The 19,787-nt window shown below is 69.3% G+C and carries 10 protein-coding genes; 7 read left to right on the top strand and 3 right to left on the bottom strand.

Features of this window, described 5'->3' with window-relative positions; genetic code table 11:
* Positions 1 to 8: 8 nt before the first annotated feature.
* From ACGFZQ_RS23270 to fxsT (ACGFZQ_RS23250), 5 genes are all read left to right on the top strand, one after another.
* On the top strand, positions 9 to 1,307 hold the full coding sequence (locus ACGFZQ_RS23270; protein ID WP_393841897.1) for a TIR-like protein FxsC: 1,299 nt from the start codon (positions 9 to 11) through the stop codon (positions 1,305 to 1,307).
* Positions 1,291 to 5,160 (top strand): FxSxx-COOH system tetratricopeptide repeat protein, encoded by a 3,870-nt coding sequence (gene fxsT / locus ACGFZQ_RS23265; RefSeq protein ID WP_393841896.1) that lies wholly within the window; start codon positions 1,291 to 1,293, stop codon positions 5,158 to 5,160. Before ACGFZQ_RS23270 ends, fxsT (ACGFZQ_RS23265) begins: the two co-directional genes overlap by 17 nt.
* Before the next feature lie 458 nt (positions 5,161 to 5,618).
* On the top strand, positions 5,619 to 7,775 hold the full coding sequence (gene fxsBH / locus ACGFZQ_RS23260) for a radical SAM/SPASM protein FxsBH, inactivated beta-hydroxylase extension form (protein WP_393841895.1): 2,157 nt from the start codon (positions 5,619 to 5,621) through the stop codon (positions 7,773 to 7,775).
* The gene (locus ACGFZQ_RS23255) at positions 7,768 to 8,538 is read left to right on the top strand and encodes an aminoglycoside N(3)-acetyltransferase (RefSeq protein ID WP_393841894.1); all 771 of its coding nucleotides are present in this window, start codon (positions 7,768 to 7,770) and stop codon (positions 8,536 to 8,538) included. The genes fxsBH and ACGFZQ_RS23255 overlap by 8 nt, the downstream gene beginning before the upstream one ends.
* Positions 8,539 to 8,783: 245 nt before the next feature.
* Complete coding sequence (gene fxsT, locus ACGFZQ_RS23250; RefSeq protein WP_393841893.1) at positions 8,784 to 12,719, top strand: FxSxx-COOH system tetratricopeptide repeat protein; 3,936 nt, start codon at positions 8,784 to 8,786, stop codon at positions 12,717 to 12,719.
* On the opposite strand, the gene ACGFZQ_RS23245 is transcribed toward fxsT (ACGFZQ_RS23250), so the two are convergent.
* Both ACGFZQ_RS23245 and ACGFZQ_RS23240 read right to left on the bottom strand, forming a co-directional pair.
* Positions 12,689 to 13,654 carry an alpha/beta fold hydrolase gene (locus ACGFZQ_RS23245; RefSeq protein ID WP_393841892.1) on the bottom strand — a complete coding sequence of 322 codons (966 nt, stop codon included), beginning with the start codon at positions 13,652 to 13,654 and terminating at the stop codon, positions 12,689 to 12,691. The genes fxsT (ACGFZQ_RS23250) and ACGFZQ_RS23245 overlap by 31 nt on opposite strands.
* 256 nt (positions 13,655 to 13,910) lie before the next feature.
* Positions 13,911 to 15,440 (bottom strand): UDP-N-acetylglucosamine 1-carboxyvinyltransferase, encoded by a 1,530-nt coding sequence (locus ACGFZQ_RS23240; protein ID WP_351728919.1) that lies wholly within the window; start codon positions 15,438 to 15,440, stop codon positions 13,911 to 13,913.
* 568 nt (positions 15,441 to 16,008) lie between these two features.
* Between ACGFZQ_RS23240 and ACGFZQ_RS23235 the strand changes: the two genes are divergently transcribed.
* Positions 16,009 to 16,281 (top strand): hypothetical protein, encoded by a 273-nt coding sequence (locus ACGFZQ_RS23235; RefSeq protein WP_393841891.1) that lies wholly within the window; start codon positions 16,009 to 16,011, stop codon positions 16,279 to 16,281.
* A 209-nt stretch (positions 16,282 to 16,490) separates the two neighbouring features.
* Here ACGFZQ_RS23235 and ACGFZQ_RS23230 read toward each other — a convergent pair whose 3' ends face one another.
* Positions 16,491 to 16,688, bottom strand: coding sequence for a DUF4236 domain-containing protein (locus ACGFZQ_RS23230; protein ID WP_393841890.1), 198 nt, complete (start codon positions 16,686 to 16,688; stop codon positions 16,491 to 16,493).
* Between the two features lie 338 nt (positions 16,689 to 17,026).
* Here ACGFZQ_RS23230 and acnA point away from each other — a divergent pair, with 338 nt between their 5' ends.
* A complete protein-coding gene (gene acnA / locus ACGFZQ_RS23225) occupies positions 17,027 to 19,741 on the top strand; it encodes an aconitate hydratase AcnA (RefSeq protein WP_384483016.1) in 2,715 nt (904 codons plus the stop codon).
* The last annotated feature ends 46 nt before the right edge of the window (positions 19,742 to 19,787 follow it).

Below are 19,787 nucleotides of genomic sequence, written 5' to 3'. Positions count from 1 at the left end.
GGCTTGGTGTGAACCAGGAACCGGAGCGGACGGACCCGCACGTCCCCTACTTCTTCCTCAGCTACGCGCACACACCACGCCGCGCGACCGACGGCCCGGACCCGGACATGTGGGTGCGTCGGCTCTACCAAGATCTTTGTGAGCACGTTCTGATGCTGACGGACCTTCCGGTGGGCGAGTCGGTCGGGTTCATGGACGGCGCCATGTGGACCGGCGAGGACTGGAGTTCGCGGCTGTCTGCCGCGCTGGCCACCTGCCGGGTGTTCGTACCGCTGTACTCACCGCGCTACTTCGTCAGCGACCACTGCGGCCGCGAGTGGCGGGCCTTCGCCTTGCGCCAGACGCGGGGTCGGACGTCTCAGGACACCGCCTCACCGGCGATCGTGCCGGCGCTGTGGGTGCCGGTGCCTGCCGAGCGCCTGCCCTCGGCCGCGAAGAGCCTGCACCAGGACCACGCGCGGTTCGGTCCGCACTACGCCTCCGAGGGTCTGTACTCCCTGATGAAGTTGCGCCGATACCGGACCGACTACGAGGACGCCGTCCTGCTGCTGGCCCGCGCGATCGTCACCACGGCCCATGAGAACCCGGTGCCCAGCGGAGAACCCCTGGACTTCGCAGACCTGCCCAACGCCTTCGGGTCTCCCCCCGTTCTGCGTCGGCTGCGCATCGTGGTGGCAGCGCCGAGCAGACGCGAACTGCCACCGGGGCGCTCGGAACGTTGCTACGGCCCCTCCCCGGTCGACTGGAACCCCTACCGCGAGAGTGACGCGGATGCCGCCCGGCCGCTCGCGGACTTCGCCGCGGAGCAGGTACGTGGGCTCGACTACCTCACCACGGTCGAGCCGCTCGACAAGGCGGTCGGCAGTCTGCTCGCCGAGGAACGCCCGTCGGCACCGACGGTGCTGCTGCTCGACCGGTGGGCGGTGGCCGACCCGGAACAGCGGGAGTTGCTCGGCATGGTGGACGCGGCAGCTCAGCCATGGGTCGTGGTCATCGTGCCCTGGGACCGCTCCGACCCGGACAACGTCTCCTCCGGGGCGGAGTTGCAGACCGCCCTGGAGAAGACCCTGCCGCGCATGCTGCAGCGGGGCCGCAGTGTCTCCCGGGCCGCGACGGGTGGGGTGCCCTCGCTGGCCGAGTTCGCCGACATCCTTCCGACGGTGATCCAGTGGGCGGCGGCCCAGTTCCTGCGGTACGTGGCTCCGGTGTACCCGCCCGCCGGCCCCCACTTCCCCCGGCCGAGGCTGCTCGGCCCCGTCTCCGAGCCGGAGTCCGTCCAGGAGACGCGCGATGACCCCCGGCTCTGACGGGCAGATCGTCACCTTCTACTCCCAGAAGGGTGGCACCGGGCGGACCATGGCCGTGGCCAACGTCGCCTGGATCCTGGCCTCCAACGGGTACCACGTGCTGGCTGCCGACTGGGATGTGGAAGCGCCGGGGCTGCACCGCTACTTTCACCCGTTCCTCGACGCCGCGACCTCGGCCGCGACCACGGGCGTGCTCAACCTGTTCTCGGGCTACGTGACGGAATGGCGTACGAGGCCGGGGACCGAGTCCGCGGCGGACCTGAGACACCGTCTTGCCCGGGTCCTGCCGCACGCGGTCTCCGTCGACTGGACCTTCCCCGGCGGCGGGAGTCTGGACTACATGCCGGCGGGACGGCAGGACGGCGAGTACTTGACGCACCTGATGGACTTCAGCTGGCGTGAGTTCGCCGAGCGGTTCGGCGGCGCGCGGTTCCTGGAGGCACTGCGCCACGACATGAAGAGTCACTACGACTTCACGCTCATCGACAGCCGCTGCGGCGTGAGCGACCTGGTCGGCCTGTGCACCATCGACATGCCGGACATACTGGTCAACTGCTTCACCTTGAGCTCGCAGAGCATCGAGGGAGCGGCGCGCATGGCCCGCTCCATACTCCGGGACGTCCATCCCCGTCCCCTGCGCATGCTGCCCGTAGCGATGCGGGTCGCCGATGGCCGGGACGTCCCCCTGGCAGCGGCTCGTGAACTTGTCCGCGTCAATTTCCAGGAACTGCCGGCCGGCTACTGGACCGGCATGGAGGTCCCGCACCGGCTGGAGTACGCCTACGAGGAGACGCTTGCCACGTTCGGTGACCCTGCGGGCGAACCGGACAGTCTGCTGGCCGCCTTCGAACGGCTGACGGAGCGGATCACCGAAGGCCGCGTGCGGCGTTTCCCGCCCCTCGACGACGAACTGCGCAGACGTCATCTCGCGTCCTACGTCAGGCCGTTGTCCCCCATCGCCACGCCGCTGCGGCTGTGGTACGTCCCGCAGGACCGGATGTGGGCCGACTGGGTCGACTGGCTGCTCACCCGCTCCGGCTTCGAGGTGCTCGCCCCTGGCAGCGGTGGTGAACCGAGCGCTCGGGGCGGAGCCCCGCGCACCCTGGCCCTGTTGTCGTCGTCCTTCCTGCGTTCGCCGCAGTCCCGGACAGTGTGGGAGAGCGTGAGCGAGCCTGGTTCCGGCTCCTCGGGGCGGCTGGTCCCCCTGCGTGTCGAGCCCGTCACCCTTACACCCCCGTTCAGCGACTTCGATCCCGTCGACCTGACGTCCCTCGACGAGCTCCGCACCGCTGAGGCTCTGCTGCGCGGCGTGGGGTTGTCCGGTGAGGCGGCCGAGCGGGCACTGGGGCCGGCCCGGCCGCGGTTCCCGCGCCGGACGCCCAGCGTGTGGGAGGCGCCCGCCCGCAACCCCTTCTTCGTGGGCCGCGACCGGCTCCTGGACCAGCTCGACGCCACGCTGAAGGTCAGCCGTCAACGGGCTGTGATACTTCCCCACGACGGGCTCACAGCCACCGGGCGCACCCAGCTTGCGGCGGAGTACGCCCACCGCTTCCAGGCGGCATACGACCTGGTGTGGTGGGTCCGCGCACAGAGCCGGGAGTTGGCCCTGCTGTCGCTGGCGCGGCTGGCGGAGCGGCTGGGCCTGCGCAACGGCGACGGCGCGCCCACAGCCGCGCGCCGGGCTCTGGACGCGCTGGACGCGGGGTCACCGAGCGGCCGGTGGCTCCTGGTGTACGACAACGCCGGCGGACTTCCGGCTCTGTCGGGGCTGCTGCCCACCGGACCGCACGGGCATGTGCTGGTGACCTCCCGGGACCGGATGTGGAGCGAGGCCATGGATCCCGTGTGGGTCGACGTGTTCACCCGGGAGCAGAGCATCGAACTGCTGCGGCGGAGGGCTCCGGCACTCTCGGCCGCGGACGCGGACCGGATCGCGGCCGCGGTGAGGGACCGGCCGCTGGCCGTCGCGCAGGCCGGTTCATGGCTCGCGAAGTTCCCGTCGGCAGACCAGTATCTGCGTCGGCTGGCCGCCTGGAGCCACGACCGGGCCGCGGCGCGCGGAGACGATCCGGCCCCCCCGGCGGTTGCCGCCAGTACCGGGGTGGCCCTTGACATGCTCGCCGAGCGCGCTCCCGCGGCGTTGCGGCTGCTCGCCCTGTGCAGCCATCTCGCACCGGTGCCAATGCCGTTGACCGTGGTGTACACCGACACCGCGTTGCGCCTGCTGCGTCCGCACGATGCCGCTCTGCACGAGCCGATGCTGGTCGACCGAGAGGTGCAGGAACTCAGTCGGCTGGGCCTGGCGGAGGTCGACCAGGCCGGTCAGACACTGAAGGTGCACCGGGTCGTGCAGCGCCTGGTGCTGGCTTCCCTGCCCGCGAACGAGGTGGACGAGGTCCGCCATGAGGCACACCGGCTCCTCACCGCTGCGACTCCCCGGCGCGACGACTCGGCCGCCGAGACGGACGACTCGGCGTTCGAGCGGCTGTGGCCCCACCTCGACCATGCCGGTGCCGAGGTGTGCCTCGACAGCGACACCCGTGCCGTACTGCTGGACCGAGTGCGCCGTACCGCGCAGTACGGCATGCCGGCCCGGGCTCTTGAACTGGCCCGTCGGCTCGACCAGAGCTGGGCCGCCGCCGACGGGGGAGGCGACGACCAGCAGGTGCTCCAACTGCGTAACCATCAGGCGGCAGCGTTGCGGAGTCTGGGAGCCTACGACGAGGCGTACGGCCTGGACTCCCGTACTCTCACCCGGCAGCGTGGGCTGTTGCCGGCCGGACACGCGCACACTCTGATTACCGCGGCGGGCACGGCGGAGGATCTGCGAGCGCTCGGCCGGTTCACCGAGGCCCTGGAGCTGGCGCGCGAGGTGTCCGCCGGCTTCCACAAACTGTTCGGCGAGGAGCACCCGCAGGCGCTGAGCGCCGCCGAGGCTCTCGCTCGGTCGCTGCGTCTGGTGGGCGACTACTCGGCCGCGCGCGAGCGGAGCCAGGTCACCTGGCAACGGCAGTGCCAGGTACTCGGAGACGGTCATCCGTCGGCGTTGGCGTCGGCGCTGAGCCTCGCCCGTGACCTGCGCGAGCTGGGCGACTACACCGGTTCCGTACGCGTCCTGCGAGCCGCCCTGGAGAGACTGCGGGGCCATGACACCCGTGGCGCGCTGCGGGCGACCGTCAGCCTGTCGGTCGCCCTACGCCGCGTCGGACAGCGCGAAGAGGCCGAAGCGCTTGCCGCGGAAGCCGAGGAGGGCTACACGGCAGGAGGAGACAGGGACGATCCCGACTGGCTGTCGTGCGGCGTCAACCTGGCGGCCCTGACCGCCGGGGCGGGTGACCTGGCCGCCGCGCGGAGCGCGATCAGCCGTCTCCAGCCACGTGTTACCCAACTGCGTGGTCCCGAGCACCCGGACAACGCCGTCTGTGACCACAACCTCGCTGCGTCGCTGCGCACCGCGGGGGAGACCAATGAAGCACTGGCGGCGGCCACCCGGACCGTCCAGTCCTTCACCAAACACCTCGGCGACGCCCACCCCTACACCCTGTGCGGACGGCTGACGATGGCCAACGTCCTAGGCGAGCTCGAGCAGTTCACCGCGGCCGAGAACATGGCACGGTCCTGTGCGGCGGCGCTGCGTGCCCGCCTCGGGGACGGCCACCCGGACACGCTGATCGCCGACCTGTGCCTGGCGGTCACCCTGCGGTCGATGGGCCATACGGCGGAGGCCGGCCGGTTGCGGGACCGGGCGGTGACCGCGTTGGACAAGCGACTCGGCGCCGCACATCCCTGGACGGCGGCAGGCCGGGGCTGGCAGCGCGTCGACCGAGACCTGGAGTTCCTGCTGCCCGCCTGAAGCGTGCCGGCTCGGTCCGCTGTTCGCTGTCCCAGCGAGCGCACGGGGCAAGCGGTGACGAGAAATCACCGCTGGCGCACAGGGCATTGCGGTACGCATTGCCCACCTCGCGCAGGGGCTGCGAAGATGGCAGAGGCATGCTTGGCGGAACATCTACGCGCACCGTGTCCACTCCAGCCCCGGACTCTCGCCGTCCCCGGTGTGTGGGAGGGCGGCCCCGAACCAAGGTGAAGCCGACGCAGATGAAGATTCCGGTCATAAAACCCGCAGACCAGCCCCTTACGGAAGCCTCGACTCTCGAGAGAACACCGCTCGTGGAGATCGGCACTCGCGGGATCGGGGCCACCACAGCCGTGAGGCGAGTGGTCCCGGTTCGGGAAGAGGATGCCGCCAGGACGCATACCTTCAACTCCGCCCTCTAGCCCGGTCATGCGGTCGCGTGGCGCTGTCGGCGAGGAGTGACGGACGTGGCCATCCGGGAACTGGTCCTGAAAGTACACAGCAGATGCGATCTGGCGTGTGACCACTGTTACGTCTACCGACACGCGGACCAGAGCTGGCGGAGGATGCCTCCGCTGCTCTCCGAGGAGACGCTCCGTCAGGTCGCCCGTCGGCTCGCCGAGTACGCGTACGAGCAACGGCTCGCGTCGATCGCGGTCATCCTGCACGGCGGCGAGCCGCTGCTCGCCGGTCCGGCCCGGCTGCGGTCGATCTGCGCGGAACTCACCCGTGCCCTGGCCTCGACGACCGACCTGGACCTGCACATTCACACCAACGGTGTTCGGCTGAACCGCGCCCACTTGGAGGTGTTCAAGGAGTTCGACGTCAAGGTGGGCGTCTCCCTGGACGGCAACCGGGTCGCGAACGACCGGCACCGGCTCGACCACCGGGGCCGCAGCAGTTACGAAAGGGTGCTGCGAGGGCTCGAACTGCTCCGCCTACCTGAATACCGGCACCTCTTCCAGGGGCTACTGTGCACAGTCGACGTGGCCAACGATCCGGTCCTGGTGCACGACGCGCTGACCGGCCTGCAGCCACCGCGGATCGACTACCTCCTGCCCCACGCCACCTGGGACGCACCACCACCTCCAGGGCGCCCGGGAGCGGCCACGCCCTACGCCGACTGGCTTCTCAGGGTCTTCGACCGGTGGGACGAGCAGGGGCGTTCCGTGCCGGTGCGGACCTTCGACTCGGTCCTCAGCACGCTGCGCGGTGGCCCCGCCCTGACCGAGGCCCTGGGACTCGCCTCCGGCGGTATCGCAGTCGTCGAGACCGACGGCACGATCGAGCAGGCCGACTCACTCAAGATCGCTTACGATGGCGCGCCCGCCACCGGGTACGACGTCTTCCGGCACGGCTTCCGGGAATTCACCGAGCGCGCCGGGGGCCGGGTCCTGCGGAGTGGAGTCAGTGAGGCCTGTCGACGCTGCCGCGTCGTCGCCTCATGCGGCGGAGGACTGTACGCACATCGCTACGACGCCGGGCGGGGCTTCGACAACCCGTCGGTGTACTGCACGGACCTGCGCGCCCTGATCGAGGGCGTCGCCGAACGGATCACCGAGCGAAAGCTGGCTCCGGCGGTGACGAGCGTCGGCGAACTCGGACGCGCCCGGCTGCGGCTGGACCGCACCCTGCTCGCAGGGGTGAACACGAAGCTCGCCGGCAGTGCCGACTGGGACGAGGTCTGGAGACTCCTGGTCCGCCTGGACGGCGACGGGACCAGAGCCCCGCACCTCGACGCGGTCATCTCCCATCCTTATCTCCGGCCCGCGCTGATCAGTTCCTGGGACGGCACGGTGGATCTGCCGCGCTTCATGGCAGTCGGCACGGCCGCGGCGCTGCGGGCAGGCGTCCAGGCGACTCTGCGCTGGGACGAGCCTGGTCTCCTTGTACACCTCCCGACCCTGGGCACCGTACGGATGTCACGGCCGGGGCGGGTGGAGTTCCGGGTCGGGGCAGGCGGCTTCCGGGTGCGCGACGGGGACCCGGAAGCGGACGGCCCCGGCGACTCCTCTCTCGCCCTGAGACGATGGCGGCCGTTGGTGTCGTTGCGTCTTGGGCACGGCCTGCTGCTGATCGATGACGCCGATCCATCCCGCGACTGCTTTCCCACGCCTGTCACCCCACCCCTCGATCCCGGCCCGCTGGACGAATTCCGCAGTCGGCTGGAAGCGGCGTTCGGCCTCCTGGACGAGCGTGAGCCCGGGTGGCGGGAGGGCGTCAACGCGCTCGCCACGACAACGATCACCCCGCTCACCGCCGGCGCCGGACTGCGTCTGGGCGCCTGTGGCAGCGGCGCGTTGGGGGTGGCGATCGACTTCGAGCCGGAGGAGTTCGTCCGTGAGCTGCCCCGCCTGGGACGCAGGGCGAGGCTCGCCGCTCTGCGCGAGGTCGTTGACCTGAACCTGCCGGGCAGCCCGGCAGGGCGACTGCTCGACCTGGCCAGCGAGTACGTCGGAACAGCCGCCGGCCCGTCTCCGGAAGCCGGACGGGCACGCGTCCTGGCTGGCCGGGTCCTGTCCGCGCTGTACGAGCTGCCCGAGCGCGAACTAACGGAAAACGGCGCTTACCTGGCCGACGAACTCAAAACGGAATGGGCAACTCTCCATGACTGACGGCACCCGGCTCGTCCGGTTCCTGCGGGAGTTGGGCGTCCGGCCCGGCGGTGTGCTGCTGGTACACGCTTCTCTGAGCGGTACCGGCCTGGCTCCCGCCGTGGTACGTGACGCTCTGCTGGAGGCCCTCGGCCCGGAGGGCACGCTCGTCACGCCGGCCTTCACCCCTGAGAACTCCGATACTTCCGACCGTCACCGCGCGCTCACGGCCGGGTTGACCGAACAGGAGAGGGAGGTCTACCGGGCGGCTATGCCGGCGTTCGATCCGGCCGTCTCCCCCTGCCCGGCGGTCGGCGCGTTGGCCGACTGTGTACGGGTGACGCCCGGCGCATTCCGCAGTGCGCACCCGCAGACCTCGTTCGCCGCGCTCGGTCCCCGAGCCCGCGACCTGCTCGCCGGTCACGATCCGTACTGCCATCTCGGGGAACGGTCCCCTTTGGCTCGGCTGTACGCGGTGAACGCGCAGATCCTGCTCTTCCGAGTGGGGTTCGAGGTATGCAGCGCGCTCCATCTCGCCGAGTACCGCATGACACCGCCGCCGCCGACGCGGACGTACCGCTGCGTGGCGGTCGGCGGCGACTGGATCTCGTACGAGGACGCCGTGCTGGACGACAGCGACTTCGCCGTGATCGGGGTACTGCTGCCACGTGTCGCCCTGGCCAGGGGGGAATTCGCCGGAAAGGCGGTTACTCTCCTCGAGATGCGGGACACTGTGGACGCCGCCCAGCGTCAGATGTCCGGATACAGGCGGAGAACGGCGTAAAACGAACGACCCGTCAAGGAGTCGGCTGGGGCACAGTGTTGATTCCGGCCACATGACGTCGTCGGTGACACCCGAGGGCATCAACCGGCAGGGGGGTGTGTGGAGACACAGGATCGGGGCAGTGCATACGCCCCCTGCCGCCGCCCGAGCTGCGTCAACTCGCCGTACCCGGGCCGCACGGACCGGTGCCCCCCGCCCGCCAACTCCCTGCATCACATGTCAGGGGTCGACAACGGAGGAGAAGCATGACGGCGCGCCGGAGTGGACGTATTGTCACGTTCTACTCTTACAAGGGCGGCACGGGCCGCACGATGGCCCTGGCCAACACGGCGTGGATTCTCGCAGCCAACGGCGCACGCGTGCTGGCCGTCGACTGGGACCTCGAAGCCCCCGGACTCAACCGCTTCTTCCATCCCTTTCTCGATCCCGGCACGCTCGCGGCCACCCCCGGAGTGATCGACATGATCACCGAGTACTCCTGGGCGGCGACCAACGCGGTCCATCGCTCCGGTTCCTGGCACCGGCAGTACGCGCGCGTCGGCCTGCACGCGGTCTCCCTCAATCCGGAACCCCTCGGACTGTTGTTCCCCGGCGAGGGCTCGCTCGACTTCCTTTCTGCCGGACAGCAGAACCGCGCGTACTCGGCCACCGTGTCCTCCTTCGAATGGGACAACTTCTACGACCGCCTCGGCGGGGGGATCTTTCTGGACGCGTTGCGCGACGACATGAAGGCGTCGTACGACTACACCCTCATCGACAGCCGCACCGGCCTGTCGGACAGTGCGGACATCTGCACCATTCAAATGCCCGACGTCCTCGTCGACTGTTTCACGCTCAGCGACCAAGCACTGGACGGCGGCGCCCACGTGGCCCGCACCGTCGAGGCGGGCTACCGCGACCGGCGGATCCGGGTGCTTCCCGTGCCGATGCGGGTCGACGAGGGCGAGAAGGAGAAGGCCGACGCGGGCCGCGCGCTGGCCCGGCTGAAATTCGACGGGCTGCCCAGAGGGAAGGACGGCGAGCCGCTCGCCCCGGCGAAGCTGAACGAGTATTGGGGCGCGGTCGAGATCCCGTACCGCCCGTACTACGCGTACGAGGAGCTGCTCGCGGCCTTCGGTGACCGGAGCGGGGTCTCGAACTCGTTGCTGTCCGCGTTCGAGCGCCTCACGGAGGTCGTCTCCGACGGAGCCGTGACCCGGCTGCCGCCGGTTCCCGAGCCGGTGCGGCAGCGCTGTGTGGACGCCTACACCCGGCGCAGGCCGACGCCCCTGTCCACGGACGTCTTCGTCGTGTACACGGGCGAGGACCGCATGTGGGCGGAGTGGCTGGAGGGGATCCTCAAGCCGTACTGCTCGCAGGTGACCCTGCACGACGTAGCCATCCGTGTTCCGGAGCGCCCGGACCCGGCCACGCGCACCCTGGTCCTGACCTCGGACGCGTTCCTGAGGGCCAGGTACGGACGGACCGCGTGGCGGGCACTCACCGACTCAGCTCCCGGCTTGCCGCCCGCCGACGTGACTCGACTCAGGGTCGACCGCGTGCAGATGCCCGGCTCCGAGCAGGAGTACGCCTCTGTCGACCTGAACCCCATGGACGAGACCGAGTGTCTCAGAAGGGTGTTCAAGGCGCTGAAGCTGACGGCCGAGCTGGTTCCCGCGGGCGCGACGAGCCCGCGCTTCCCCGGAAACACGCCGAAGATCTTCAACGCTCCCAGCCGCAACACCGTCTTCACGGGCCGGGCCGCCGTCCTCGAACAGCTGCGCGCGCAGCTCGGCGAAGGAATCTCCATCGTGCTGCCCCAGCCCCGGACGCTCTTCGGACTCGGCGGCGTGGGCAAGACACAGATCGTCCTGGAGTACGTTCACCGCTTCATCGCCGACTACGACTTGGTGTGGTGGATCTCCGCGGAGCACAAGGACGCCATCCTCGCTTCCCTCGCCGAACTCGGTTCGCGGATCGGCGCGTCCGGTGGCGACGACATGGCAATGGCCAGCGCGGAGGTTGTCCAGATGCTGGCGTCGGGCGTTCCGACCACACGCTGGCTGCTCGTCTTCGACAACGCGGACGACCCCGAAACGCTCAAGCGGTACTTTCCGGCGGGCGGCGGCGGGCACATCCTGATCACCTCCCGGAACCAGGAGTGGGCGCAGCGGGGTACCTCCCTGCCCATCGACGTGTTCCCGCGCCAGGAGAGCGTCGAGCACCTCACCAGGCTGGCCTCCGGCCTGAGTGTCGACGAGGCGGACCGCGTGGCGGAAGCCGTGGGCGATCTGCCGTTGGCCGTCGAACAGGCCGCGGCCTGGCTCGCGGAGACGGCCATGCCCACCGACGAGTACCTGCGGGAACTGGATGAGCAGACCACCGCCGTGCTGGGGCTCAACCACCCCAAGGACTACCCGCAGCCAGTGGTCGCCACCTGGAACATCTCCATCGCCCGCCTCAGCGAACGCTCGCCGGCCTCGGTACGGCTCCTCCAGCTGTGCGCCTTCATGGCGCCGGAACCCATTTCCTCCCTGTACGTGCTGTACAACAAGAAGATGCTGGAGGCCTTGCGGGAGCACGACCCGACACTCCAGGACAGTCTGCTCATGGGGCGGGTCATCCGCGAGATCGGGCGCTTCGCCCTGGCGAAGGTCGATCAGAGCAGCAACAGCATCCAGATCCACCGACTGGTCCAGGCCGTGATCCGCTCCCAGCTCTCCGAGGCGGAACAGGAAGAGGCCCGGCACGTCGTCCACACCGTTCTCGCCAGCACCCGGCCCAGCGAGGACGAGCCCACGGACAACCCGGCGACCTGGCCGCTGTTCGATGCCGTCTGGCCACACCTGCTCGCCTCCGGAATCCAGGACTGCTCGGAACAGGAACCCCGCCGGCTCCTGATCGACCGGGTGCGGTACCTGTGGAAGCGGGGGGACCTCTCAGGCGCCCGGCAACTGGCCGAGGAGGTCCTGGGACGCTGGCGGGAGAGCCTCGGCAAGGACGACGTGCAGTATCTCTACCTGCGCTGTCAGCTCGCCAACGTGCTTCGCTCCCAGGGGCACTACAAGGAGGCCCGCGAGATCGACGAGAAACTGCTGGAACGCCAGCGTGAGGTCCTGGGCCCCAACCATCCGCACACCTACATCACCGTGTCCGGCCTCTCGAGTGACCTCGCCGCACTCGGCGAGTACCGGTCGGCGGTGGAACTGGCCAGTGCCGCGCACCGAGGATTCCGCGAGATCTTCCCCGAGTCGCACCAGCGGACTCTCAGCGCGGCCAACAATCTCGCGCTAGCTCTGCGTATGGTGGGGCGCTATGAGGAGGCCCGGGCCGTGGACGAAGAGGTCCACGACCGCCGCATGGAAGTCCTCGGCCCCGAGCATCCTCACACACTCGGCTCGGCCTCCAGCCTCGGCCGCGACCTGCGGGAGGTCGGCCGCTACCAGGACTCCGTGACACTCCTGGCCAGCGTGTACGAGAAGCACAAGCGCATCATGGGCAAGCACTTCCCACCCACTCTCAGCTGTGCCAAGTCGCTCGCTGTGTCGCTGCGGAGAGTGGGGCAGGTGGAGGACGCGCTCCGGCTGACGACCACGACCCTTGCGACGTACCGCGACCAGTACAGTTCACCGGACCCCGACTGGCTGGCCTGCAACCTGAATCTCGCGTCGGACCTGTACGCCGCCGACGAGAAGGAACAGGCTCGGGAGGTCGCCCGTGAGGCGCTGGCCGGGTACATGAAGGTTCCCGGCGAGGCCCACCCGTACACCCAGGGCGCACTCAACAACCTCGGCATCTTCCACTGGGGCTGTGGGGATGTCGAGGAGGCCGAGAGGGTGTTTCAGAAGGTTCTGCCGCGCATGAGGGAGATGCTGGGCAAGGACCACCCGCACACGTTGATCTCGGGTCTCAACTTCGCCAATGTGCTGGCCGACCAGGGCCGCTTCGAGGAGGCGTACGACCTGGAGAAGAGAGCCGCCACCGGACTCCGCGCGGTTCTGGGACGGCACCACCCGGACTCCTTGACCGCAGTCGCCAACTCGGCACTGACGCTGCGTTCACTGGGCAGCCAGGAGGCCGACCTTCTGCGAGAGGAGACACTGCGTGAACTGGGGCGGTTGCTCGGCGACGACAGCACGATCACGCGGACCGCGCGGCAGGAACGACGGATCTATCGCGACCTGGAACCACTGGCGGTGTGAGGCAACCCGGTGGACGGGTTCTCCTGGAACGGGACCGCCTCACCGGGAGAAGCGTCGATGAGCGACCATCTCAGCACTTCGGGCAGCACACGTAGGGCTCCGAAGTGAGCCGCGGACGGCTCGATCACGGACGTGGCTCGCGGAATGCGCTTGGCGAGCCAGGACGAGTGAGCCACCGGAGAGAAGGCGTCGCGGGCGCCGTGCCACAGCAGCACGGGCACCTGGATGCAGGCCGGGTCGAACCCCCAGGGCTCAGTCAGGGCGAACGAGTCGTCGATCCAGCCGTATGGCGAACTGCGCAGCGCCTCAAGGTAGTTGCGCAGCAGCATCGAGCGGACGCCGTTGTCCGAGACGATCTTCCGGTCGTCCTCGGTCATCTCCTTGCGTAGTTCCTCCAGCAGCCGAGCGGGGTCCGAGCGAATGGAGTCGGTCCGTGGGATGAGCCGGGCCTCGAACTCCTCGGGGTCGGCGACCGCCGTGCTGAACTCGTCGATGTTGGAGGGCGCCATCCCGGCGAACCAGTCAAGGCCTTCGGCGTCGCGCGGCGCGAGGGTGACGAGGGAAGCCGCGCGGGTCACCCGGTGCGGCAGTCGGGCTGCACAGGCCAGCGCGTGCGGGGCGCCACCGGAGCGGCCGACGACCGCGAAGCGGTCCATGCCCAGGGCGTCGGCCACCGCGGCCACGTCCTGTGCGACGTCCACGACGCGGCGGCCGGGCTGGCGGTCGGATCCCCCGTAACCAGGGCGGTCGTAACTGATCAGCAGTACTCCGCGCTGATACAGGTACATGGGGCGCGGTCTGGGGCCGACCCGGCTGCCCGGCGTGCCGTGGAGCAGGAACACGGGCCGCCCACTCGGGTCCCCTGAACACTCGACCCGCAGTCGCCTACCGTCCGCCGTCCGGACATGGTCCAGCGTCGACACCAGGTCCCGCACGATGTTTCCCCTCTCCCTACCCACAGACCAGGTCCCAAGCTGCCGGAACTTGCTCCACACGTCCAGCCGACACCGTCGCTTTCGGCTCCACGCCGAACAGCGACAACGAGGGGCGGGCATCCATGCCGTTGCCGGGACCAGTCGGGCGGCCGGATCGCCGGACTCGGGGTGCAGGCAGTGCCGCCATCGATGCTGCCGCCGCACCCTCTCAACCGGCATTTGCGCAGGTCACCCAAGGCGCGGCGGCATCGCCGGCCTAGATGTCCCGGAAGATCTCGATCTGGGCCCCGATCGTGTTGAGGCGTTCGGCGAGGTCCTCGTAGCCGCGGTTGATGACGTAGACGTTGCGCAGCACGGACGTGCCCTCGGCCGCCATCATGGCCAGCAGGACGACCACGGCGGGGCGCAGTGCCGGCGGGCACATCATCTCGGCCGCCCGCCAGCGGGTCGGGCCCTCCACCAGCACCCGGTGCGGGTCCAGGAGCTGGAGGCGGCCGCCGAGGCGGTTCAGGTCGGTCAGATAGATCGCACGGTTGTCGTAGACCCAGTCGTGGATCAGGGTCTTGCCCTGCGCGACCGCCGCGATGGCCGCGAAGAACGGCACGTTGTCGATGTTCAGGCCCGGGAACGGCATCGGGTGGATCTTGTCGATCGGCGCCTCCAGCTTGGAGGGACGGACCGTGAGGTCGACCAGGCGGGTACGGCCGTTGTCGGCGACGTACTCGGGCGTGCGGTCGTGGTCGAGGCCCATCTCCTCCAGGACGGCGAGTTCGATTTCGAGGAACTCGATCGGCACCCGGCGCACGGTCAGCTCCGACTCCGTCACCACCGCCGCGGCCAGCAGGCTCATCGCCTCGACCGGGTCCTCGGAGGGGGAGTAGTCCACGTCCACGTCGATGTTCGGGACGCCGTGCACGGTCAGGGTCGTGGTGCCGATGCCCTCGACCCTGACGCCCAGCGCCTCCAGGAAGAAGCAGAGGTCCTGGACCATGTAGTTGGAGGACGCGTTGCGGATGACGGTGACACCGTCGTGCCGGGCGGCGGCCAGCAGCGCGTTCTCGGTGACCGTGTCCCCGCGCTCGGTCAGCACGATCGGGCGGTCCGGCCGGATGGAACGGTCGACCTGGGCGTGGTACTGGCCCTCGGTCGCCGCGATGTCCAGCCCGAACCGGCGCAGCGCGATCATGTGCGGCTCGATGGTCCGCGTGCCCAGGTCGCAGCCGCCGGCGTACGGCAGCTTGAAGTGGTCCATGCGGTGCAGCAGCGGGCCGAAGAACATGATGATCGAGCGGGTGCGTACGGCGGCCTCGGCGTCGATCGACGCCATGTCGAGGTCGGCCGGCGGTACCAGCTCCAGGTCGACGCCCTCGTTGATCCAGCGGGTGCGCACGCCGATGGAGTTGAGCACCTCCAGGAGGCGGTACACCTCCTCGATCCGGGCCACCCGGCGCAGTACCGTGCGCCCCTTGTTGAGCAGCGAGGCGCACAGCAGGGCCACGCACGCGTTCTTGCTGGTCTTCACGTCGATCGCGCCGGACAGCCGGCGGCCGCCCACCACTCGCAGATGCATCGGGCCCGCATAGCCCAGCGAGACGATCTCACTGTCCAGGGCTTCGCCGATTCGAGCGATCATCTCAAGGCTGATGTTTTGGTTGCCGCGCTCGATGCGGTTGACAGCGCTCTGACTGGTGCCGAGCGCCTCCGCGAGCTGTGCCTGTGTCCAGCCGCGGTGTTGCCGGGCGTCACGGATGAGCCTGCCGATGCGTACGAGGTAGTCGTCTGCCATGAGGTTGAGGCTATCTCAGATATGAGATGGTGCCCGTTGGGGGGTCCGTTCGGGTGATGCGCTGTCAGGGGGCCTGACTGTTCGGCCCGTCGACCGTTGTTCCGATGCGCGCAAGGGCGGGGTGGGGGAACGCAGAGGTGGTTCCCCATGTTTGGACATGAATTCCGTCGGAGGTGCGGGAAATTCGGCGGGCGGCTATCGGGACAGCCCTGTTCCTCGGAACTCGGGAAGAGCCGGTAATCGTTCCGCCGGCTTCTTTCTCCGCCCGTCCGCAGGTCGCCGGATACGGTCCGGAAAGGTTTTCCGGGATCGGCATCCCGGGCTGTGTCGCGGCGCACCGCCGGATCATCTCCCCGCTTCTCCCGGCCCGCGCAGAAGGGCGCGTGACCGCCCCGGAACGGGTCTCGTCATCCGTCTTCCGGGACGACTCCAGATCTTCGTCCGTACCCGCCCGGAACTTCTCCCGGACGAACACTCCGCCATCGGAAAGCATTTCGAGCTCGCCTTGTGGCCGACCGTTCTGGCCGGCCGCGTCGACGTCGGCCTCACGGTTTCCGGAACACCGCGAATGGATTCCGTGCGCGTCGCCGAACACCGGGAACTGCGGGGCGCCCGCGCGGACCGATTCAAGGCCGCCGCCGAATTCGCGGAGGCGGGGCGGAGGGGTACGGCCACCGAGGTCGCCGTCGGCGCCGGCGTGCTGTCCGCCGACCGGGTGCACGGGAGCCTGAACTGCCTGCTCGACGAGGGTGCGGCGGGCGTCCGTCCGGGGGTGGGCGACGGCCTGACCGGCATGCACGTCGACTTCATCTCGCGGGAGGACCGACTTGACACGCTTTGACACGTTTTCCGACACGCCGACGATCCGCCTTGTGGGTTCCCCGCTCCGCCGTCCGGAGTCGGACGACGGCGTCCAGGTGATCGATGACACGGCCTTCACCGCCGCCCGCGTGAACAGGGCGGCCCTCCCGGCGGCGGCCTCCTGGGGCCCGAGGTCGTCGGACGGTGCCGCGGGGCGGACCGCCCGGTCTCCGGCCCGCCCCGCGGACGTCACCGGCGGCGCTCTCTGGAGTTGCGCCGCCACCCGAATGGTCCTGGCAGATCCATGGAGGTCGTCCGGCGTCCTGTGCTGCTGTGCGTGTGCCGGGGTCCGTGCTTGCCCCCGGTGGTGATGGACCAGGAGTGCCGATTGATGTTGAGGCGCACTCCGGGCAGGATCCGGAAGCTCTTCCGGAAGGTGAGCGGCATGGCTGCGACTCCTTTCGCTCCCCTCGTCGGCTACCCCCGCTCCGCGAACTGATGGGTGCGAGACCCGGATTGACTCACGGGCGCCCCTTCGGGACGCGGTGATTCACCCCGGGAGCCGACCCCGGACACGCCACGGGGACAGCTGGGAGCGGGTCCGGGCATGACCATCCCGCGCCCGTGTACTAGAGTTATCTCGACATCGAGATATCTGCCTAGGCGCACCGTAGCCGCCACCTCCAGTAAGGCATGCCTAACTTAGCCTGGCCTTACTGGATCGGCCAAGTCGGCGTGGCGGCACGATTGACGGTGGTACGCGCACATCAATGAAGGAGACTGTCGTGTCGGCGAACAGCTTCGACGCCCGCAGCACGCTGCAGGTGGGCGACGAGTCGTACGAGATCTTCCGGCTGGACAAGGTGGAAGGCTCGGCTCGCCTTCCGTACAGCCTGAAGGTGCTGCTGGAGAACCTGCTCCGCACTGAGGACGGCGCGAACATCACCGCCGACCACATCCGCGCCCTCGGCGGCTGGGACTCGCAGGCCCAGCCCAGCCAGGAGATCCAGTTCACGCCGGCCCGCGTGATCATGCAGGACTTCACCGGCGTTCCCTGTGTCGTGGACCTCGCCACCATGCGTGAGGCCGTCAAGGAGCTCGGCGGCGACCCGGCGAAGATCAACCCGCTGGCCCCGGCCGAGCTGGTCATCGACCACTCCGTCATCGCCGACAAGTTCGGCACCCACGAGGCCTTCGCGCAGAACGTCGAGCTGGAGTACGGCCGCAACCGCGAGCGCTACCAGTTCCTGCGCTGGGGCCAGACCGCGTTCGACGAGTTCAAGGTCGTCCCGCCGGGCACCGGCATCGTCCACCAGGTGAACATCGAGCACCTCGCTCGTACGGTCATGGTGCGGGGCGGCCAGGCCTACCCCGACACCCTGGTCGGCACCGACTCGCACACCACCATGGTCAACGGCCTCGGCGTACTCGGCTGGGGCGTCGGCGGCATCGAGGCCGAGGCCGCCATGCTCGGCCAGCCGGTCTCCATGCTCATCCCGCGCGTCGTCGGCTTCAAGCTGACCGGTGAGCTCAAGCCCGGCACCACCGCCACCGACCTGGTGCTCACCATCACCGAGATGCTCCGCAAGCACGGTGTGGTCGGCAAGTTCGTCGAGTTCTACGGCGAGGGTGTGGCGGCGACGAGCCTTGCCAACCGCGCCACCATCGGCAACATGTCGCCGGAGTTCGGCTCCACCGCCGCGATCTTCCCGATCGACGGCGAGACCCTGAACTACCTGCGCCTGACCGGCCGCTCCGACCAGCAGGTCGCGCTCGTCGAGGCGTACGCCAAGGAGCAGGGCCTCTGGCTGGACCCGAAGGCCGAGCCCGACTTCTCCGAGAAGCTGGAGCTGGACCTCGCCACCGTCGTCCCCTCCATCGCCGGCCCGAAGCGCCCGCAGGACCGTATCGTCCTCGCCAACGCCGCCGAGCAGTTCAAGAGCGACGTCCGCAACTACGTCGCCGACGACGACGAGGCGGGCAAGGAGTCCTTCCCGGCCTCCGACTCCCCGGCCACCGCCAACGGCGTCCCGACCAACCCGGTCACCGTCACCGCCCCCGACGGCTCGACCTACGAGATCGACCACGGCGCGGTCACCGTCGCGGCCATCACCTCCTGCACCAACACCTCCAACCCGTACGTCATGGTCGCCGCCGCGCTGGTGGCCAAGAAGGCGGTCGAGAAGGGCCTGACCCGCAAGCCCTGGGTCAAGACCACCCTCGCCCCGGGTTCCAAGGTCGTCACCGACTACTTCGACAAGGCGGGGCTCACCCCCTACCTCGACAAGGTCGGCTTCAACCTGGTCGGCTACGGCTGCACCACCTGCATCGGCAACTCCGGCCCGCTGCCGGAGGAGGTCTCCAAGGCCGTCAACGACCACGACCTCGCGGTCACCTCGGTCCTCTCCGGCAACCGGAACTTCGAGGGCCGTATCAACCCCGACGTCAAGATGAACTACCTGGCCTCCCCGCCGCTGGTCGTCGCCTACGCCCTCGCCGGCTCGATGAAGGTCGACATCACCAAGGACGCCCTCGGCACCGACACCGACGGCAAGCCGGTGTACCTCCAGGACATCTGGCCCACCGAGGCCGAGGTCAACGAGGTCGTGGCGAGCGCCATCGGCGAGGACATGTTCAACAAGTCCTACGCCGACGTCTTCGCCGGCGACGCCCAGTGGCAGTCGCTGCCGATCCCGACCGGCAACACCTTCGAGTGGGACCCGCAGTCGACCTACGTCCGCAAGCCCCCGTACTTCGAGGGCATGGCGCACGAGCCGTCCCCGGTCACCGACATCGCCGGTGCCCGCGTCCTGGCCAAGCTGGGCGACTCGGTCACCACCGACCACATCTCCCCGGCCGGCGCCATCAAGGCCGACACCCCGGCCGGCAAGTACCTCACCGAGCACGGTGTGGAGCGTCGTGACTTCAACTCCTACGGCTCCCGCCGAGGCAACCACGAGGTCATGATCCGCGGTACGTTCGCCAACATCCGCCTGCGCAACCAGATCGCGCCGGGGACGGAAGGCGGCTACACCCGCGACTTCACCCAGGCGGACGCGCCGGTGGCGTTCATCTACGACGCCTCCCGCAACTACATCGAGCAGGGCATCCCGCTGGTCGTCCTGGCCGGCAAGGAGTACGGCTCCGGCTCGTCCCGCGACTGGGCCGCCAAGGGCACCGCGCTGCTCGGCGTCAAGGCCGTCATCGCCGAGTCGTACGAGCGCATCCACCGCTCGAACCTGATCGGCATGGGCGTCCTCCCGCTGCAGTTCCCGGAGGGTGCCACCGCCGAGTCCCTCGGCCTGACCGGCGAGGAGACCTTCTCCTTCACCGGCGTCGAGGAGCTGAACAACGGCACCACCCCGCGCACGGTCAAGGTCACCACCGACACGGGCGTCGAGTTCGACGCGGTCGTCCGCATCGACACCCCCGGTGAGGCCGACTACTACCGCAACGGCGGCATCATGCAGTACGTGCTGCGCAGCCTGCTCCGCAAGTAGCGGATCCGGTACGGCAGTCGGGGCCGCGCTCCTGGTGGAGGGAGCG

It is taken from the genome of Streptomyces sp. NPDC048254, assembly GCF_043201895.1.
Classification (GTDB): Bacteria; Actinomycetota; Actinomycetes; order Streptomycetales; family Streptomycetaceae; genus Streptomyces.
Note: the sequence above shows the minus strand (reverse complement) of the source record. Positions and strands in the feature narration are given on the sequence as shown.

Coding starts and splice junctions, on each gene's coding strand:
- fxsT (WP_393841896.1), top strand. CDS start 1,291: ATGACCCCCGGCTCTGACGGGCAGATCGTCACCTTCTACTCCCAGAAG.
- ACGFZQ_RS23255 (WP_393841894.1), top strand. CDS start 7,768: ATGACTGACGGCACCCGGCTCGTCCGGTTCCTGCGGGAGTTGGGCGTC.
- fxsT (WP_393841893.1), top strand. CDS start 8,784: ATGACGGCGCGCCGGAGTGGACGTATTGTCACGTTCTACTCTTACAAG.
- ACGFZQ_RS23240 (WP_351728919.1), bottom strand. CDS start 15,440: ATGGCAGACGACTACCTCGTACGCATCGGCAGGCTCATCCGTGACGCC.
- ACGFZQ_RS23235 (WP_393841891.1), top strand. CDS start 16,009: ATGGATTCCGTGCGCGTCGCCGAACACCGGGAACTGCGGGGCGCCCGC.
- ACGFZQ_RS23230 (WP_393841890.1), bottom strand. CDS start 16,688: ATGCCGCTCACCTTCCGGAAGAGCTTCCGGATCCTGCCCGGAGTGCGC.